The sequence below is a fragment of the Aeromonas enteropelogenes genome (assembly GCF_000819845.1).
GTDB classification, from domain to species: domain Bacteria; phylum Pseudomonadota; class Gammaproteobacteria; order Enterobacterales; family Aeromonadaceae; genus Aeromonas; species Aeromonas enteropelogenes.
Genome location: NZ_CDCG01000004.1, coordinates 38,648 through 57,522, shown reverse-complemented (window position 1 = coordinate 57,522; position 18,875 = coordinate 38,648). Strand labels below are relative to the sequence as shown.

Below are 18,875 nucleotides of genomic sequence, written 5' to 3'. Positions count from 1 at the left end.
GTGCGACATCAAAGTGATCCGGTCGCCATGTCTGTCGAGAATGCCAAACATCAGCAGAAGTTCCTATGTTGCAGCATCATGCTGATTTTCTTTTGAAATACTGACCCTTTACCCGGTTCCACCAGCTGGTGCCCTGCAGGTTGAGAGGCAGGCCGATGAACAGCAGGTAGGCGAGCGGCACCAGGAACATCCCGGGCCAGTGGGGCAGACGGCCGCTGTCGATGGCCGAACGGGCGGCACTGAGCAGCAGGAAATAGGAGAGATAGAGCAGGATGGCCGGCAACAACTTGGCATAGCGCCCCTGACGCGGGTTGACCCTGGCCAGCGGCACTACCAGCAGGGTCAGCACCGGAATGGAGAGGGGCAGCGAGATGCGCCACTGCAGCTCCGCCATCAGGCTGTTGTCCTGGGTCCCCAACAGCTCCACGGTCGCCTTGGCGGCCGCCTTGCGATTGGAGTGTTCCATCTCCTGCTGACGGACGACCAGCCCATACTCGCGAAAATCGGAGATCTGGAACTGCTTGCCGGAGAAGTGCCCCTCGTAACGGGAACCATCCTTCAGAGTCAGCCATTGCAGCCCGTCATCATCAACGCTCACTACACCTTCGTCCGCAACGACAACTGAAGGAGGCTTGTTCCCCTCAGCCCGCTGCAACACGAAGACTTTCTGCAACTTGGAGCCGTTTTCGTTCAAATCCTGGATGTAGGCAACCAGCCGCCCCTTGTCGAGCTCCATGAAACGACCGGCCTGCAGGAAGGAGACCCCGGGATCAGCCTTGAATTCGTCGATCACCTGGTATTCCCGCTCCTTGGCCAGCGGGGCTACCCAACCGGTATTGAAGGCGGCCACGGCGGCGGTCAGCAGGGCCAGCAACATGGCGCTGCGCATCACGAAACGGTGGCTGAAACCCACCGCATGCATCACTGTCATCTCGCTTTCTGCGTACAGACGACCGTGGGCAAACAAGATGGCTAAAAACAGGCTGATTGGCAGCATCAACAAGGCCATGTTCGGCAGGTTGAGCAGCAGCAGGGTGGAGACCAGGCGCGTCGGCACCTCACCATCGGCGGCATCGCCAATGATCTTGATGAATTGTTGGCTGACAAAGATAAGCAGCAATACGAATAACACTGCCAGCTGGGTTTTCAGGGTTTCCCTGAACAAATATCGGAAAACGATCACAGTCATTCCCAAGTAAACTTGTGTTTTTAGTCGAATGCCTGAAAAATAGGGCCGTATACTGGATTTTTACCAGTTTGAACTGCGGAGCCAGTGGCTGTTCGCTCCGCCTCTGATACCCCAACAAGCACCGCATTATTCAATAAAAGGTGCCTTTTGTCTTTAGGATGTAGGAGATTCCATGGAGTTCAGTGTAAAGAGTGGCAGTCCTGAGAAGCAACGCAGTGCCTGCGTCGTCGTCGGCGTCTTCGAACCCCGTCGTCTCTCTCCGGTTGCCGAACAACTGGACAAGATCAGCGATGGCTACATCAGCTCGCTGCTGCGCCGTGGTGACCTGGAAGGGAAACCGGGTCAAATGCTGCTGCTGCATCAAGTTCCGGGCGTGCTCAGCGAACGTGTGCTGCTGGTGGGCTGTGGTAAAGAACGCGAGCTCGACGAGCGCCAGTACAAGCAGATCATCAACAAGACCATCACCACCCTGAACGAAACCGGCTCCATGGAAGCGGTCTGCTTCCTGACCGAGCTGCACGTCAAGGGTCGGGATACCTATTGGAAGGTGCGCCAGGCGGTGGAAACCACCAAGGCGGGCCTCTACAGCTTCGATCAGTTCAAGACCAACAAGGCCGAACCCCGTCGCCCGCTACGCAAGCTGGTGTTCAACGTGCCGACCCGTCGCGAGCTGACCATAGGCGAAAAAGCCATCGCCCACGGTCTGGCCGTGGCGAAAGGGGTGCGGGTCTGCCGCGACGTGGCCAACATGCCGCCCAACGTCTGCAACCCGGCCTATCTGGCCTCCCAGGCCCGTCGTCTGGCCGATGCCTTCGACAACATCACCACCAAGGTGGTGGGCGAGCAGGAGATGGCCGAGCTCGGCATGAACTCCTACCTGGCGGTGGCCCGCGGCTCCGAAAACGAAGCCATGATGGCCATCATCGAATACAAGGGCCATCCGGATGCCAAGCCCATCGTGCTGGTGGGCAAGGGACTGACGTTTGACTCCGGCGGCATCTCCATCAAGCCGGCGGACGGCATGGACGAGATGAAGTACGACATGGGCGGCGCCGCCTCCGTGCTCGGTACCATGCACGCCCTGGCCCAGCTGCAGCTGCCCATCAACGTCATCGGCGTGCTGGCAGGCTGCGAGAATATGCCGGGTGGCAACGCCTATCGTCCGGGTGACATCCTCACCTCCATGTCCGGTCAGACCATCGAAGTGCTCAACACAGATGCGGAAGGCCGTCTGGTACTGTGCGATGCCCTCACCTATGTCGATCGCTTCGAGCCGGATACCGTGATCGACGTGGCGACCCTGACCGGTGCCTGCGTCATCGCCCTGGGTCACCACACCTCGGGTCTGCTGGCCAACCACAACCCGCTGGCCCACGAGCTGCTCAACGCCTCCGAACAAGCCGGTGACCGTGCCTGGCGCCTGCCCCTGTTCGACGAGTATCAGGAGCAGATCGACAGCCCGTTTGCCGACATGGCCAACATCGGCGGTCGTCCGGCTGGCACCATCACCGCCGCCGCCTTCCTGTCGCGCTTCACCAAGAAGTACAACTGGGCCCACCTGGATATCGCCGGGACCGCCTGGAAGAGTGGCAAGGAGAAGGGTTCCACCGGTCGTCCGGTACCCCTGCTGACCCAGTTCCTGCTGAACCGGGCCGGCGTGGATATCGAAGAGAAAGAGTAACTCTCCTGCCCCATCTGATGCGTGCATCAATGGGGTTGGCGTTACCCCGAACCACAAGGAAGAGGCTCGCCTCTTCCTTGTTTCATTCTTGTGTCAGTGAGCCGCCGACAGGACAATACCCTGTCAGCCTCGGCGACGGTCAATTTTCCGTCACCGCAAAACGGGATCCACCTGATGAGCCAAGTGACTTTTTACCTGATGAGCGAACAGGATGACGAGCGGGGCAGTGCCGTCGAGCGATTCGTCTGCCAACTGGCGGCCGACTCCTGGAGCACGGGCCACCTCTACCTGTTCTGCGATGACGAGGCCCAGGCCCTGCGCCTGGACGAACTGCTGTGGCAGCTGCCGCCGGATCGCTTCGTGCCGCACCAGCTGCAGGGCGAGAGCGGCCAGGCACCGGTGGAGATAGGCCACCAGCCGCCGAAGCGGCGCTACGCCCGCCTCGTCAATCTGGCCAGAGAAACACCTTTGTTTGCAGGACACTTCGCTCAAGTGGTAGATTTTGTCCCCACTGACGAAACGCAAAAGCAGCAAGCCCGCGAGCGCTACAAGCACTATCGCCAAGCGGGCCATACCCTCGAGATGAGGGATCAGCCCGTCCTTGCCGCACCGGATCCGGCGCAGCCCTGACTGCGCCGCCTGTGATCCACGACGAATCAACACCAGAATCCATCCATCCATCCAGAATACGGCGAGACCATGGAAAAGACTTTTAATCACAACGCCATCGAACAGGCGCTCTACCAGCACTGGGAATCTCAGGGCTACTTCAAGCCCCACGGTGATACCAGCAAAGACTCCTTCTGCATCATGATCCCGCCGCCGAACGTCACCGGCAGCCTGCACATGGGTCACGCCTTCCAGCAGACCCTGATGGACACCCTGATCCGCTACAACCGCATGCAGGGCAAGAACACCCTGTGGCAGGCGGGTACCGACCACGCCGGTATCGCTACCCAGATGGTGGTTGAGCGCAAGATCGCCGCCGAAGAGGGCAAAACCCGTCACGATTACGGCCGTGATGCCTTCATCGACAAGATTTGGCAGTGGAAGGAAGAGTCCGGTGGCACCATCACCCGCCAGATGCGCCGTCTCGGCGACTCCGTGGACTGGGAGCGCGAGCGCTTCACCATGGATGAGGGGCTCTCCGCCGCCGTGCAGGAAGTGTTCGTCCGTCTCTACGAAGATGGCCTGATGTACCGCGGCAAGCGCCTGGTGAACTGGGATCCCAAGCTCAACACCGCCATCTCCGATCTGGAAGTGGAAAACCGCGAGATCAAGGGCCACATGTGGCACCTGCGCTACCCGCTGGCCAACGGCGCCAAGACCGCCGAGGGCAAGGATTACCTGATCGTTGCCACTACCCGTCCGGAGACCATGCTGGGCGATACCGCGGTGGCCGTGAACCCGGAAGATCCCCGTTACAAGGCCCTGATCGGCCAGCACATCCTGCTGCCGCTGGTGAACCGTCTGATCCCCATCGTCGCCGATGAGCACGCCGACATGGAGAAGGGCACCGGTTGCGTGAAGATCACCCCGGCCCACGACTTCAACGATAACGAAGTCGGCAAGCGCCACAGCCTGCCGATGATCAACATCTTCACCCTGGACGCCCATGTGCGCGCCGAGGCCGAAGTGGTCGATACCAACGGCAACCCCTGCACTGCCTACGACGCCGCCCTGCCGGCCGAGTTCGCCGGTCTGGAGCGCTTCGCTGCCCGCAAGGCGATCCTGGCCAAGCTGGAAGAGCTGGGTCTGCTGGACGAGATCAAGGATCACGTGCTGCAGCAGCCTTATGGCGATCGCGGTGGCGTGCCCATCGAACCGATGCTGACCGACCAGTGGTACGTACGCGTGGCCCCCATGGCCAAGACCGCCATCGAAGCCGTCGAAGACGGTCGCATCCAGTTCGTGCCCAAGCAATACGAGAACATGTACTTCTCCTGGATGCGCGACATTCAAGACTGGTGCGTCTCCCGCCAGCTGTGGTGGGGTCACCGCATCCCGGCATGGTATGACGACGCCGGCAACGTCTATGTGGGCCGCAGCGAAGAGGAAGTGCGTACCAAGCACAACATCCCGTCCGTGACCGTACTGCGTCAGGACGAAGACGTGCTCGATACCTGGTTCAGCTCCGCCCTGTGGACCTTCTCCACCCTGGGCTGGCCGAACAATACAGAAGCGCTCAAGACCTTCCACCCGACCGACGTGCTGATGAGCGGCTTTGACATCATCTTCTTCTGGATCGCCCGGATGATCATGATGACCATGCACTTCATCAAGGACGAAAACGGCCAGCCACAAGTGCCGTTCAAGACCGTCTACATCACCGGCCTCATTCGTGACGAAGAAGGCCAGAAGATGTCCAAGTCCAAGGGCAACGTGCTGGACCCCCTCGACATGATCGACGGCATCAGCCTGGAAGATTTGCTGGAGAAGCGCACCGGCAACATGATGCAGCCACAGATGGCCGAGAAGATCGCCAAGCGCACCGCCAAGCAGTTCCCGGAAGGGATCGGCGCCCACGGCACCGACGCCCTGCGCTTCACCCTGGCGGCGCTCGCCTCTACCGGTCGTGACATCAACTGGGACATGAAGCGCCTGGATGGCTACAACAACTTCTGCAACAAGCTGTGGAACGCCTCCCGCTATGTGCTGATGAACACCGAAGATCAGGATTGCGGCTTCTCTTCGCAAGGTAATGGTGGCGAGATGCAGTTCAGCCTGGCGGATCGCTGGATCCAGTCCCAGTTGCAGGTGGCCATCCGCGATTTCCGTACCGCACTCGATACCTACCGCTTCGATATCGCGGCCGGCGTGCTGTACGAATTTATCTGGAACCAGTTCTGTGACTGGTATCTGGAGCTGACCAAGCCGGTGCTGACCAAGGGTTCCGAGGCCGAGCAGCGCGCTGCCCGCCACACCCTGGTGACTGTGCTGGAAACCCTGCTGCGTCTGGCGCACCCGATCATTCCGTTCATCACCGAGACCATCTGGAAGTCGGTGGCCCCGCTGGCCGGCGTGCACGCCGACACCATCATGATGCAGGCCTTCCCGGAGTTCGACGCCGCCAAGGTGGACGACGCCGCGATGGCAGATCAGGAGTGGGTGAAGGAGTTCATCGTCAGCATCCGCAACATCCGCGCCGAGATGAATGTGGCGCCGAGCGTGCCCCTCAACGTGCTGCTCAAGTGCGATGCCAAGGATGCTGAGCGCGCCGCTGACAACGAGGCCTTCCTCAAGTCCCTGGCCCGTCTGGAATCCATCCGCGTGCTTGGCGAAGGTGAAGCCGCGCCCCTGTCGGTGAAGAAGCTGATCGGTGCCACCGAGCTGCTGATCCCGATGGCCGGTCTCATCGACAAGGATGCCGAACTGGCCCGTCTTGCCAAAGAAGTCGCCAAGCTGGTCGGTGAGTGCGGCCGCATCGAAGGCAAGCTCGGCAACGAGGCCTTCGTCGCCAAGGCGCCGGAAGCGGTCATCGCCAAGGAGCGCGAGAAGCTGGAAGATTACCGTCTCCAGCTGACCAAGCTGGAAGCCCAGCAGGCCGAAATCGCCGCCCTGTAAGTCGACCCGTCCGGTCCCGAAAAGCCCCCTGCCAAGGGGGCTTTTTTATTTGTGCTGCATTGGCACACCCTTTGCTGAGTGTTGCTCACTATCCACAACAGTTTGGGAAGGATGAGCGATGAAACGGTGGATCCAACATTTCTATCAACTGAACCGCCTTAACTGGCTGATGGTCTGGTTACTGCTCTGCTGCAGCATCATATTGCTGTTTCCGGCCGCTCTGATGAACGGCGCCGTCAGCCAGTGGGCCACGGATCACGCGGCCTGGCTGGGGGTCGGCATGCTGATCGCCATCTCCTACTTCTGTAGCCAGGGATTCCTCATCGCCTGGGAGTGGGGCTGCGAGGAGTGGCAATCACGCCGCCAGCAGGATCAGCTGGCCCAGATGATCGGCTTTCTCGACTTCAACGAGAAGGCGGTGCTGCGGGAGTTCGTGCTGCAGCGTAAAAGCGTCATAAACCTGCCGATCACCGAACCTGCCGTCAAAAATCTGATGGATGCCGGCGTGCTCACCTACGCCTATGGCAGACCGCTGCGGGAGAAGGATGACGAGAACCAGATCCGTGCCCTGATGATCGCCCTGCCAGCCCGGCCGCTGCTCACCTACAAGGTGCTGGGCCTCTCCCGCGGCAAGATGAGCGAGGAGCAGGTGGAGCAGATCATGAATGCCCGTCCCAAGTTCGCCCAGAAGAGCTTCCAGCGCTAAACGCCGCTTCCCGAAAAGAAGAGAGCCGGACACTGTCCGGCTCTGTTTTATCCGTCTTTTATCAGCCCTGTGGCTTACCCCTTGAGGCTGGAGCAGAAGCTCACGTCATCCTGCAGCGGATCGTTGCTCACGCTGTGGTAGAGCTCGAAGCAGGGGCCGTCGCCAAACTCCAGCCCGGCCGCGACTATGTCGCCGATGTGCTCCTGCCAGCGCGGCCCGTACTGGCTGCGATCCGTGATGAGGTAGCGGGACTGGGCATAGCGTCCGGCGGGGATGAGCTGGGTCTCCACCTCCCCTTCGCCGCACACCTCGGCCGGTACCGTGATGCCGATGTCGGTGCGGCACTGGGCCGGCGGCGTCACCTCCGGGTTGTCGTGGTAGATGAAGATCCACTCCCCGCCCTCCAGGCCACGCACGGCCGCCCACTGGTGCAGCCGGCCGCAGACGGCGTCATATCCTTCGCCATAGGGACCGGTTACCCGGATATAGGCCAGGGTACGGGCATCCATCTCGACAGTTTTCATGGTGTTGCTCCTTGCTGATGTCTGGCCTTCAGCATAAGGGAGCAGGTCATCCCATGCGTGTCCCTCCTTGCTCTCCAGGTGTCCATTCTTGCGCTTGTCGCGGCGAAACTCCCCCGGAGTGCAGCCGTAGTGGCGACGAAACGCCTTGGCAAACGCCTGGGAGCTGGCAAGCCCCGCCCCGAGGGCAATGGCGGTGACGCTGGCGTCGGTGTAACAGAGCTGCCAGGCCGCCCGCTGCATGCGCAGGCGCCGGCACATCTCCCCTGGCGTCTCGCCAGCCACGGCGGTAAACACCCGGTGGAAGTGGTAGAAGGAGAGGCAGGCGCGGCTCGCCAACGCCTCGATGGAAAGGTCGGGATCCTGCTCCAGCGCCCGGATCACCGGCCGCAATCTGGCCCGATAGTCGACAACCACTCAGCCCGCCTCCCTGATCCGCGCCATGTAGAGGGCATCCACATACTCGCCCTGGCGAAAGGCGTAACCACGGGCCAGCCCCTCTTCCACAAAACCGAACTTGCGATAGAGCGTTTGCGCCGCCTGATTGTCGGTATAGACGGTGAGCTCGATGCGGTGCAGGTTGAGCCAGTTGTCGGCCATCTCCAGCGCCGCCGCCAGCAGAGCCGAGCCTACCCCCTTGCCGGCCCAATCATCCCTTACCCCCATGCCGATAGAGGCAACATGCTTGCGCCTGGGGTTGGGCTCGATATGGAGTGAAATATTCCCTACCAGCAGGCCATCGACCTCCGCTACCAGCGCCACCACGCTGCCGCTCTCCAACCGCTTCTGCCAGACCCCCAGGGTCGGATAGGGCAGTTGCAGGGTGCCCGCCTGGGCATTGGGCATGGCGTAGAGATCCCGCAGGGCGGGGGCGTCGGCCGGTTCGGCATGGCGGATGGTGATATGCATCTGAGGCTCCTTCTCGAAAGCTTCATCATGCAGCATCACAAGGGTCCGGTCACCCCCTGCCACACCCATTTGCAATGCCTATCAAAAGGTGAGGAAAGGCCCATTGGCGCCTTTGTCTCGTGATCCGTAGGCTGGACCCCATATCAACGAGGAGAAGCATCATGACCGACAAGACCCTGCACAGCGCCAACGGCGCCCCCGTCGTCGACAACAACAACAGCCTCACCGCCGGCCCGCGCGGCCCCGTCCTGCTGCAGGATGTCTGGTTGCTGGAGAAACTGGCCCATTTCGATCGCGAGCGCATCCCGGAGCGGGTGGTGCATGCCAAGGGCTCGGGCGCCTACGGCACCTTCACCGTGACCCACGACATCAGCCAGTTCAGCAAGGCCGACCTGTTCAACGCCATCGGCAAGCAGACCCCGGTGTTCCTGCGCTTCTCCACCGTGGCGGGCGAGAAGGGGGCCGCCGACGCCGAACGCGACGTGCGCGGCTTCGCCCTCAAGTTCTACACCGAGCAGGGCAACTGGGATCTGGTGGGTAACAACACCCCGGTCTTCTTTATCCGCGATCCGCTGAAATTCCCCGACTTCATCCACACCCAGAAGCGCGACCCACGCACCAACCTGCGCAGCGCCACCGCCGCCTGGGACTTCTGGTCCCGTCACCCGGAATCCCTGCACCAGGTCACCATCCTGTTCAGCGACCGCGGCATCCCCAAGAGCCTGCGCGAGATGAACGGCTACGGCAGCCACACCTTCAGCTTCATCAACGACGCGAACGAGCGCTTCTGGGTCAAGTTCCACTTCAAGACCGAGCAGGGCCACAGCTTCTACACCGATGAAGAGGCCGCCACCGCCGTCGGTCAGGATCGGGAAACCAGCCAGGCCGACCTTTACAACGCCATCGAGCGTGGCGACTTCCCGCGCTGGAAGGTCTATGTGCAGGTGATGCCGGAGGCCGAGGCCCACACCAGCAAGGTGCACCCGTTCGATCTCACCAAGGTGTGGCCCCACGGCGACTACCCGCTGATCCCGGTCGGCGTGCTGGAACTCAACCAGAACCCGGACAACTACTTCGCCCATGTGGAGCAGGCCGCCTTCACCCCGGCCAATGTGGTGCCCGGCATCGGCTTCTCGCCGGATCGCATGCTGCAGGGGCGGCTGTTCTCCTACGGCGATACCCAGCGCTACCGCCTCGGGGTCAACCACGGCCTGCTGCCGGTCAACGCCCCGCGCTGCCCGTTCCACACCGCACACCGTGATGGCGCCATGCGCAGCGATGGCAACGGTGGCGCCAACCCCAACTACCAGCCGAACCGCTTCGGCACCCAGACCCCGAGCGGCCAGCACGAGCCGGCCCTGAGCCTGGAAGGGGCGGCGCTGCACTACGATTTTCGCGACTACGACAGCGATTACTACAGCCAGCCGGGGGCACTGTTCCGCCTGATGGATGAAGGGCAGCGCGCGCGCCTGGCCGCCAACCTGGCCCGCTCCCTGGTCAATGTGGAGGACGACGCCATCGTCGCGGCCCAGCTCAGCCACTTCGAGCAGGCCGACCCCGAGTACGCCAAGCGGGTCGAGCTGGCCCTGGCCGCCCTGCAGCGCTAAGCAATTAACCAATAAATACGGGGGCCCGAGGGCCCCCGTTTGTACCATCGACAGTTGTCATGCACAAAAAACGGAGCCGAGGCTCCGTTTTTCAATGCTGCATCAATCCCGGACGGAACGTGCTTCCCGTTCTTCCCGCTCTCTGGCCAACAGGCGTTTGTACCACCAGCTACTGCGACGACGTTGTGCATTGGAAGAGCGACGAGCCATTTCTTAGGTTCCAGCCATGAGATGAAAGGAGGTGCATTATGCGATATGGATCACGTCTGTGTCTTTAGCTGGATCAAGAAAAGCTCACTGGCCGACGGTAATTGTCTGACGGTTTTTGTCCCTCGCCGGCTCGGCACTAGCCTCCACCGGGGAGCGCCAGATCAGGGGGCCATTGCTCTCCAGCTCGTTTTGCGGCCCGCACTCCAGCCAGGTATCTCCCTGCCGGATGCGCGCCCCCTGAGAATATTTCTGATCCTGGTACCAGCAGATACGCTCCGACAAGGCGTTCAGCGGCAACACCAGCTCGGTGCCAGCCGAATCACCCACGACCGTCGTCTTCAACGAGGCCTGCGCAGGGGCCTGCCAGAGAAGCGCCAGCAGGCAGGGCAAGAGGTATCTCATAGGGGTCATCCTGTTTTCTGTTGAAGCTCTTTTCAGAAAGCGACCACTCCCCGGGTTTACTTGACTGATAAATAGACGACCTGCTGGTATTCCGGAACCAATATGGTAGCCTGCCAGCGCCCGCCGGCAGCATCTCGCGGCCAGCTGCACACTCCCGGTGAATTTGTCGTTTCAAGACAAAATATAACCTTATTTATCAAATCGTTATTGGATATTATCCCGATGCGTATCATGCCGTTGCTCAAGGCGGCCTGCCTGAGCCTGATGTTGTCTGCCTGCGTTGCCCCCCTGTTGATGATGAGCCCCACCAGCCAGCTGATGTGGGCCCTGCTCAAGCCACTGGTCGGCTTCGACCCCAATGAAGTCAATCTGTTCGAACAACCGCTGATCAAGGATCGGATGACCGCCATCCTCGGCCCCAACTACGACACCACCATGCAGCTGCTCAAGACCGCCAACGAGCTGCAGCAGGAGGGCCCCCTGTTCTACGTGATCTCCCGCTACGCCCCGGTGCCGGACATCGCCAAGCAGGCCGGCATGGTGTGGAACTCGCAAACCAACCAGATGTCCGTGCTGCTGCAAAAAGGGGATGGCTCTACCCAGACCTTCGGTGAGAATCTGGCGGCCACGGCTCCCGTCTGGCCAAGCGCAATGCAAAGCTGGCAGAGCAATCCCATCACCCAGGCAGCCGCCACCCTGAGTGGTGCGGGCAGCAATGCCATCCTCGGCACCGTCGTGAATGGGACCCAAGGCAGCGTCACCGATGCCCTGAGCCAGCAGGCTGGCAAGACCATCGCCGATACCGCCAAACAGGGCGTCAACAGCGTGGCGACCTCCACCAGCCAGGCGGCCACCAAGGCGGTCACGACCCAAGCCAAACAAGTCACCGGCAGCGCGGCAGCCACCGTCAGCCAGGAAGCCACCAAGGCGGTGACGACCCAGGCCAAGCAAGCCACCGGCAGCGCGGCAGCCACCGTCAGCCAGGAGGCCACCAAGGCGATCACGACTCAAGCCAAGCAAACCACCAGCAGCTCGGCAGTCACCGTCAACCAAGAGGCCGCCAAAGCGGTGACGACTCAGGCCAAGCAAGCCACCAGCAGTGCGGCAGCCACCGTCAGCCAGGAGGCCACCAAGGCGGTGACGACTCAGGCCAAGCAAGCCACCAGCAGTGCGGCAGCCACCGTCAGCCAGGAGGCGGCCAAAGCGGTCAGCAGCGCGACCGCCCCCCTGAGCGACGAGGCGCAAACCGAAGCCCGGACCCAGGCCGAAGCCGAACTGGAAGCTCTGTTCAAATGACAACAGGCCACCGCAAGGTGGCCTGTTTTTTTCCGCTCTATTGGATTGGCCCGGTGACGCAGGATATCCATCACCGGCTTGTGACGTTATGGCAAAGGGCACATAGACTGTTAGATAGTCTCAGGCACACTCGATGGAAGGAGTGCACCATGCGCCACCTGCTCGCGGCTCTCGCCTTGCTCTCTCTGCTGATTGCCCTCCCGGCGCCGGCGCTTATCTACTATTCCGAGCAGAACATGCCGCTCAATGGCCAGGACAAGGACGGCAAATCCATCGGCATGGCCGTCGAGCTGCTGCGCCTGATGTGGCGCGAGATGGGTGAGCCGGAGCAGCCCATCCACTTTCTGCCCTGGGCTCGTGGCTGGTACCTGCTGACCCAGCAACCGGATGCCGTGTTGTTCAGTACGGCGCGCACCCGGGAGCGGGATCCCCACTTTCTCTGGGTCTGCCCCATCAGCAATTCACGAGTCTCCCTGATGGGCCGCAAACAGAATGCCCCCAAAGTCGCCAGCCGGGAGGATCTCGCCCCGCTGCGGATCGGCGTCATGCAAGCCGACGTGGGGGAACAGCTGTTGCTGAACCGGGGACTGGCCCCGGGCAACATGATGGCAGTCGAGCGGATGGATCAGGTGGTGCGCCAGCTCATCATGGCACGCACCGATCTGGTGGCGGGCAACGAGGTGATGTTGCGCCATCAGGTCAGAGAGCTGGGCTTTCCCAACGAAGACTTCGTCACTGTCGCCATACTGGAAGAGCAGGACAACTGCTTTGCCTTCAATCCGCTGGCCGACAAACGACAGGTCGCCCGCCTGCAGCAGGCACTGGACAAGGTGCGCCAGAGCCGCGAGTTCCAGCAGTTGCTGGCCCGTTACCAGCAGGCCAGTACTCTGCCCAAATCCCAGTCCCCTCTGCTGCGCATAAAATAAACGCAGCCATTACTCTCTCGCTCCGGCGGGAGTCTGTGGCGCCGTGATCAGGTGATTCAGGAAGAAATGGAACAGCTCGGCGCGCGAACCGAGGCGCAACTTGCCATAAAGGTGCTTGCGGTGATTCTTCACCGTGCCGCTGCCAATCCCGAGCTCGGCAGCAATCGCGTCGGTATCCAGCCCCTGCAGCAATAACCCGGCCACCTGCCGCTCCCGGCGGGTGAGCAGATCCCCTCCCACGCTCGCCATCCCCTGCTCCACCGCCCTCTTGATAAGGGCGCTGTCCGGCAGGGCGGTCCCCTCCGCCAGCCGCGGTTGTGCCTGCTGCCAGTGCTGGCGGCAAAGTGAGTGCACCAGGGGGAACAGCTCCTCCAGCCTGGCCAGCTCTGCCGCCTCAAGGCTCTGGCGCTTGCCGAGGCGCCCCAGAAACAGCACCAGGGTCAGCTCCTCGCGCACCGGCAGGATCAGCCCCACCTCCTCCTGCCAGCCGGTAGCCTGGTAGAAATGCTGGCGATAGTCGGGATCCAGCCTGCCCTGTGACACCTGGGCCAGGGTCCAGACCCCGGCCCCCAGGCCCGCCTTCAACGCCTGCATAAAGGGATCCTGACTGAAGTGGCTGGTGAGGTAGCGATCAAACAGCAGGGCCCGCTGATGGCTCAGGTTGTCATAGAGGTAAACCGGGCGCTGGCCGACTCCCAACAAGAGCGCGCAATCGAAGGCCACCTGCTGGCGGATGAGACGCACCAGGGCCGCCGGAAAGGCACTGCCGTGCAGGGCCTCGACCACCTCGGTCAGGTGGGGAATAAGCGATGGGTTGGTGCTGGATGAGTGGCTGCCGGTCATGGTGTTGTCGCTCCCGCTGCGGGGAAGAGGGCACCCCGTCATACCCCTGTGATGCTAGCACGCCAGTGGCAAAACTGTCCCCTGGGGGACATGGCGGCGAGGCCCCCCTAACAGTGAGGATAAGGGCTTTTCCCCTGTTGTTGGAGCACCCATGATCAACCCCCATCTGCTTGACGAGCTGACCCGGCGCGGGCTTATCGCCCAGAATTCCGACCCGGAGGCGCTGGCCTCCCACCTGGCCGAGCCGCGCACCGTCTATTGCGGGTTCGATCCCACCGCCGGCAGCCTGCATATCGGCCACCTGGTGCCGCTGCTGATGCTGCGCCGCTTCCAGCTGGCTGGCCACACCCCGGTGGCCCTGGTGGGCGGCGCCACCGGCCTTATCGGCGATCCCAGTTTCAAGGCAACCGAACGAACCCTCAACAGTGCCGAAACCGTGCAGGGCTGGGTGGCCAGCCTGTCGGCCCAGATCAAGGCTTTGCTACCGGCCAGCGACGGACTGGCTGCCCCCATGCTGGTCAACAACGCCGACTGGATGGGGCAGATGTCGGCCCTCGACTTCCTGCGCGACATCGGCAAGCACTTCTCGGTCAACGCCATGCTGGCGCGGGAATCGGTACGCCAGCGGCTGGCCCGCCCGGATCAGGGCATCTCCTTCACCGAGTTCTCCTACGCCCTGCTGCAGTCCCAGGACTTTGCCGTGCTGCACCAGCGCCTCGGCTGCACCCTGCAGATCGGCGGCAACGATCAGTGGGGCAACATCACCAGCGGCATGGATCTCACCCGCCGCCTCCATCAGGCCCAGGTCTACGGCATGACCCTGCCCCTCATCACCAAGGCCGATGGCACCAAGTTCGGCAAGACCGAGAGCGGGGCCGTCTGGCTCGATCCGGCGCTCACCTCTCCCTATGCCTTCTACCAGTTCTGGCTCGGCACCGCGGACGAGGATGTCTACCGCTTCCTGCGCTACTACAGCTTCCTGCCCCTAGCTGCCATCGACGAGCTGGAGGCGGAGGATGCCACACGGCAGGGACGCAAGCAGGCGCAGCAGGTGCTGGCGGACGAGCTGACCGAACTGGTCCACGGCAAGGAGGCGCTGGCGGCGGCGCGGCGCATCAGCGAGCTGCTGTTTTGTGGCGATGTGGCCCGCCTCGGGGAGAGCGACCTGGCCCAGCTGGCGCAGGATGGCATGCCGAGCAGCCGTATCGAGGGGGAGACAGACCTGGCAAGCCTGCTGGTGGCCTGCGGCCTGGTCAGCTCGAAGCGCATCGCCCGCGAGCTGCTGGCGGCGGGAGCCATCAGCCTCAACGGCGAAATCCGGCAGGATGAACAGCTGGGCCGGGGCGATCACCTGTTTGGCCGCTACCTGCTGCTGCGCCGGGGCAAGAAGCAGTACCATCTGGTGGAGTGGCTGGATTGAGCCAACTGACTGATACGACAAGGGGGCCGACATGGCCCCCTTGCTGTTTTCTCATTGCGGCTTGTTGGCCCCAGGTAGCGGCCGCCAGGTGAGGCGAGTCACCTGGGTGCCCTGTACCTCACACTGGAGGCCAAGATCCTGCCACCCCTTCTCCTGGCGCAGGGAGACCTCCCCCGCGATCCCCTGCTCGCCGACCTTGAGCTTATCCTGCTCGAAGATCACCTTGTCGCCCCCGGCCAGTACCATCAGCTTGCCACTGCAGAGCCAGTGGGCAAGATCGGCCCCCTTGAGCTTGACACCGCCGCTGGCCGCCTTGCGCTCCGCCGGGCTGGGTGCGAACAGCCCAGCCAGCTCGGCAGCCCGTTTGGTGAGCCAGCTCTCGCGCTGCTGCATGCTCATCTTGCTGACGAACTCGGCGGGCTGACCCTTCTCGTCCAGCCACTGGACCAGCTTGCCCCCGTCATCGAAACCGAACCGGGCGGCAGGCTCCTTCACACCGAACAGCTTGCCCCCCTTGAAGTAGTAACGGCTCTCCCCCTCCTGCTTGCCCTGCTCGTTCATGATGGGCACGGCGATGATGACGGGGGTGCCGTCGATCCAGGCCTGGATGTCGACGCCGTCGTAACTCAGTAGCCGGGTATCTAGGGCACTATCGGCCCCCTTCTCCATCAGGGTGAACTGCTCTTCAAGGGGACTTGCCACGGCAGAAAGGGAACAGAGTCCCAGCCCCAAGCCGAGGCTCAGGGCGATCACGGTATTGCGCATAAGTGTCCTGTCATTGGCCATCAAGGCCAGGGTTAACTCTCTATCAGCCAGGCTCGCAGCCCCTCGCGATGGGTCTCGCTCAGGGGCAGGGACTGGCGGGTTTGGTAATCGAAATGGATCAGGGTCGTCTCGGCGGTGACGGCCAGCTCGCCTCCCTGCCAGGCTTCCTGCCAGAGCGTGAAGGAGCTTGAACCGATGCGGCGCACCCCGGTTTTGATCAGGACCGGCTGACCGTAGAACAGCTCCCGTTTGAACTGCACCGTGTAGCCCGCGATGATCAAGTACCAGTTGTGCACGTCCAGCTCGGGGGAGAAGATCCGGAACAGGGGATCCCGCGCCGATTCGAACCAGACCGCCGGCACCGTATTGTTGATGTGTCCGAGGGCATCTGTCTCCTGAAAACGGGGGTGGATTTGCATTTCCAGCATGGGGTGACTCCTTGTCAGCAGGGATTGGCGACTCGCCATCATTGATGGATCAAGATGTTACCCGATGAGAGACCCAAAAGGACAGGTACATGCCGCGGTGCTCGTCACCGCCATGGCGTGTCGCAACCTGGCCGGCCGGGCACCAAAAAGCCCCGCACGGCAGGCCATGCGGGGCTTGGTTTCAGGGAACTCAGTCCAGCAGATCGAAGCGATCCGCGTTCATCACCTTGTTCCAGGCTCTGACGAAGTCACAGACGAACTTCTCCTTGCTGTCGTCCTGGGCGTAGACCTCGGCGTAGGCCCGCAGCACCGAGTTGGAGCCAAACACCAGATCCACCCGGGTGGCCGTCCACTTCAGCTGGCCGCTGCTGCGCTCCCGCAGCTCATAGAGGTTGTTGCCGGCCGGCACCCACTGGTAGGCCATGTCGGTCAGGTTGACGAAGAAGTCGGTGGTCAGGGCGCCCGCCCTGTGGGTGAAGACCCCGTGCAGGGTGCCGCCATGGTTGGTGCCCAGCACTCGCATCCCGCCCACCAGCACCGTCATCTCGTGGGCCGTCAGCCCCATCAACTGGGCGCGATCCAGCAACAGCTCTTCCGGCGTGACCACATAGTCCTGCTTCAGCCAGTTACGGAAACCGTCGGCCAGGGGCTCCAGCACGGCGAAGGAGTCCACATCGGTTTGATCCTGGCTGGCATCGCCCCGGCCTGGCGAGAAGGGCACGTTCACCGTCACCCCCGCCGCCTGGGCAGCCTGCTCTATGCCCAGGTTGCCCCCGAGCACGATCAGATCGGCGACGCTCACCCCGCATTCTGCGGCCAGCTTGTCATAGACGCCCAGCACCCTGGCCAGCCGCTCCGGTTCGTTGCCCGGCCAATCCTTCTGCGGTGCCAGCCGGATGCGGGCGCCATTGGCCCCGCCCCGCTTGTCGGAACCGCGGAAGGTGCGGGCGCTGTCCCAGGCGGTGGTCACCAGCTCGCCGATAGTGAGACCACTGGCGGCGATCCTGGCCTTGACCGCGGCCACGTCATAGTCGCTGCGACCAGCGGGGACCGGATCCTGCCAAATCAGATCTTCGGCCGGCACATAGGGCCCCACATAACGGCTCTTCGGCCCCATGTCCCTGTGGGTCAGCTTGAACCAGGCGCGGGCGAAGGCGTCGGAGAAGGCGGCCGGATCGGCGCGGAAACGCTCGGCTATCTTGCGATATTCGGGATCGAACTTCAGCGCCATGTCGGCATCCGTCATCATCGGCTTGCAGCGGATCGAGGGATCCTCCACATCCACCGGCATGTCCTCTTCGGCGATGTTGATGGGCTCCCACTGATGGGCGCCGGCCGGGGATTTTTGCAGCCACCAGTCGTACTTGAACAGGAGTTCGAAGTAGCCGTTGTCCCACTTGGTCGGGTGGGTGGTCCAGGCCCCTTCGATGCCGCTGGTCACCGTATCGCGGCCGATACCGCGACTGCTGTGGTTCATCCAGCCCAGTCCCTGCTCCTCAAGGGCGGCCCCTTCAGGCTCGGGGCCAAGGCGTTTGGCATCCCCGTTGCCATGGGCCTTGCCGACTGTGTGCCCACCGGCGGTCAGGGCCACTGTCTCCTCGTCGTTCATGGCCATACGGGCGAAGGTGACCCGCATATCCTGCGCAGTTTTCAGCGGATCAGGCTGGCCATCCACCCCTTCCGGGTTGACGTAGATAAGCCCCATCATCACCGCCGCCAGCGGGTTTTCCAGATCCCGCTCGCCGGAGTAGCGACCGCCCGGCTTGCTGCTCGGCGCCAGCCACTCCCGCTCGGAGCCCCAGTAGATGTCTTTTTCCGGATGCCAGATATCCTCGCGGCCGAAGGCGAAACCGAAGGTCTTGAGCCCCATGGACTCATAGGCCACGGTGCCCGCCAGGATCATCAGATCGGCCCAACTGATCTTGTTGCCGTATTTTTTCTTGATGGGCCACAGCAGGCGCCGGGCCTTGTCGAGGTTGGCGTTGTCAGGCCAGGAGTTGAGCGGGGCAAAGCGCTGGTTGCCGGTGCCGCCACCGCCACGACCGTCTGCGATGCGATAGGTACCGGCTGAGTGCCAGGCCATGCGGATCATCAGGCCGCCATAATGGCCCCAGTCGGCGGGCCACCAATCCTGGCTGTCGGTCATCAGGGCCGTCACGTCCCGTTTGAGCTCGGCCATGTCGAGCTGCTTCAGGGCCTCCCGATAGTTGAAACCGGCCCCGAGGGGATTGGTCTTGCTGTCATGCTGATGGAGGATGTCGAGGTTAAGACTCTTCGGCCACCATGCCATGCCGGAGGTCTCGACCGAGGTGGAGCCACCGTGCATGACCGGGCATTTTCCGGGGGCACTTGCTGGATGTTTGCTCATCGCTGTCCTCATTTACTTTATGGTCAATAACCTGAAACAG

16 protein-coding genes are annotated in these 18,875 nt (G+C 62.4%); 8 read left to right on the top strand and 8 right to left on the bottom strand.

The features are described 5' to 3' along the window. Positions 1-76 precede the first annotated feature (76 nt). Positions 77-1,189: an LPS export ABC transporter permease LptF gene (gene lptF, locus BN1123_RS01480; protein ID WP_042025011.1), complete on the bottom strand. Its 1,113-nt coding sequence runs from the start codon at positions 1,187-1,189 to the stop codon at positions 77-79. A 172-nt stretch (positions 1,190-1,361) separates the two neighbouring features. Between lptF and pepA the strand changes: the two genes are divergently transcribed. From pepA to BN1123_RS01460, 4 genes are all read left to right on the top strand, one after another. Then, a complete protein-coding gene (gene pepA / locus BN1123_RS01475; RefSeq protein ID WP_026455991.1) occupies positions 1,362-2,870 on the top strand; it encodes a leucyl aminopeptidase in 1,509 nt (502 codons plus the stop codon). A 174-nt stretch (positions 2,871-3,044) separates the two neighbouring features. Further along, a complete protein-coding gene (locus tag BN1123_RS01470) occupies positions 3,045-3,500 on the top strand; it encodes a DNA polymerase III subunit chi (protein ID WP_042025010.1) in 456 nt (151 codons plus the stop codon). A 69-nt stretch (positions 3,501-3,569) separates the two neighbouring features. Further along, positions 3,570-6,434 (top strand): valine--tRNA ligase, encoded by a 2,865-nt coding sequence (locus BN1123_RS01465; RefSeq protein ID WP_042025009.1) that lies wholly within the window; start codon positions 3,570-3,572, stop codon positions 6,432-6,434. Positions 6,435-6,552: 118 nt separating this feature from the next. After that, entirely contained in the window at positions 6,553-7,140 is a 588-nt protein-coding gene (locus BN1123_RS01460; RefSeq protein WP_026455989.1) for a superinfection exclusion B family protein, read from the top strand. 74 nt (positions 7,141-7,214) lie between these two features. Here the strand turns inward: BN1123_RS01460 and BN1123_RS01455 are convergent, their stop codons facing one another. Together BN1123_RS01455 and BN1123_RS01450 are read right to left on the bottom strand one after the other, a co-directional pair. Next, entirely contained in the window at positions 7,215-8,078 is an 864-nt protein-coding gene (locus BN1123_RS01455) for an AraC family transcriptional regulator (RefSeq protein WP_042025008.1), read from the bottom strand. Beyond that, on the bottom strand, positions 8,079-8,570 hold the full coding sequence (locus BN1123_RS01450) for a GNAT family N-acetyltransferase (RefSeq protein ID WP_042025007.1): 492 nt from the start codon (positions 8,568-8,570) through the stop codon (positions 8,079-8,081). It lies immediately after the preceding gene. A gap of 161 nt (positions 8,571-8,731) precedes the next feature. Here BN1123_RS01450 and BN1123_RS01445 point away from each other — a divergent pair, with 161 nt between their 5' ends. Next, positions 8,732-10,177 (top strand): catalase, encoded by a 1,446-nt coding sequence (locus BN1123_RS01445; protein WP_042025006.1) that lies wholly within the window; start codon positions 8,732-8,734, stop codon positions 10,175-10,177. A 294-nt stretch (positions 10,178-10,471) separates the two neighbouring features. On the opposite strand, the gene BN1123_RS01440 is transcribed toward BN1123_RS01445, so the two are convergent. Next, positions 10,472-10,789, bottom strand: a complete 318-nt coding sequence (locus BN1123_RS01440) for a DUF1496 domain-containing protein (protein ID WP_042025004.1) — start codon at positions 10,787-10,789, stop codon at positions 10,472-10,474. A 222-nt stretch (positions 10,790-11,011) separates the two neighbouring features. On the opposite strand from BN1123_RS01440, the gene BN1123_RS01435 reads away from it, so the two are divergent. Together BN1123_RS01435 and BN1123_RS01430 are read left to right on the top strand one after the other, a co-directional pair. Further along, entirely contained in the window at positions 11,012-12,085 is a 1,074-nt protein-coding gene (locus tag BN1123_RS01435) for a hypothetical protein (protein ID WP_042025002.1), read from the top strand. Positions 12,086-12,234: 149 nt separating this feature from the next. Continuing rightward, positions 12,235-13,011: a substrate-binding periplasmic protein gene (locus BN1123_RS01430; RefSeq protein ID WP_042025001.1), complete on the top strand. Its 777-nt coding sequence runs from the start codon at positions 12,235-12,237 to the stop codon at positions 13,009-13,011. 9 nt (positions 13,012-13,020) lie between these two features. On the opposite strand, the gene BN1123_RS01425 is transcribed toward BN1123_RS01430, so the two are convergent. Continuing rightward, on the bottom strand, positions 13,021-13,854 hold the full coding sequence (locus BN1123_RS01425; protein ID WP_042024998.1) for a helix-turn-helix transcriptional regulator: 834 nt from the start codon (positions 13,852-13,854) through the stop codon (positions 13,021-13,023). Between the two features lie 151 nt (positions 13,855-14,005). On the opposite strand from BN1123_RS01425, the gene tyrS reads away from it, so the two are divergent. After that, the gene (gene tyrS, locus BN1123_RS01420) at positions 14,006-15,274 is read left to right on the top strand and encodes a tyrosine--tRNA ligase (protein ID WP_042024997.1); all 1,269 of its coding nucleotides are present in this window, start codon (positions 14,006-14,008) and stop codon (positions 15,272-15,274) included. 51 nt (positions 15,275-15,325) lie between these two features. Here the strand turns inward: tyrS and BN1123_RS01415 are convergent, their stop codons facing one another. The 3 genes from BN1123_RS01415 to katG all read right to left on the bottom strand — a co-directional run bounded on the left by BN1123_RS01415 (position 15,326) and on the right by katG (position 18,835). Further along, positions 15,326-16,039, bottom strand: a complete 714-nt coding sequence (locus BN1123_RS01415) for a hypothetical protein (protein WP_042024996.1) — start codon at positions 16,037-16,039, stop codon at positions 15,326-15,328. Positions 16,040-16,071: 32 nt separating this feature from the next. After that, positions 16,072-16,467 carry an acyl-CoA thioesterase gene (locus BN1123_RS01410; RefSeq protein WP_042024995.1) on the bottom strand — a complete coding sequence of 132 codons (396 nt, stop codon included), beginning with the start codon at positions 16,465-16,467 and terminating at the stop codon, positions 16,072-16,074. Positions 16,468-16,657: 190 nt separating this feature from the next. Continuing rightward, positions 16,658-18,835, bottom strand: coding sequence for a catalase/peroxidase HPI (katG, locus tag BN1123_RS01405; RefSeq protein WP_042024994.1), 2,178 nt, complete (start codon positions 18,833-18,835; stop codon positions 16,658-16,660). Positions 18,836-18,875: the final 40 nt, after the last annotated feature.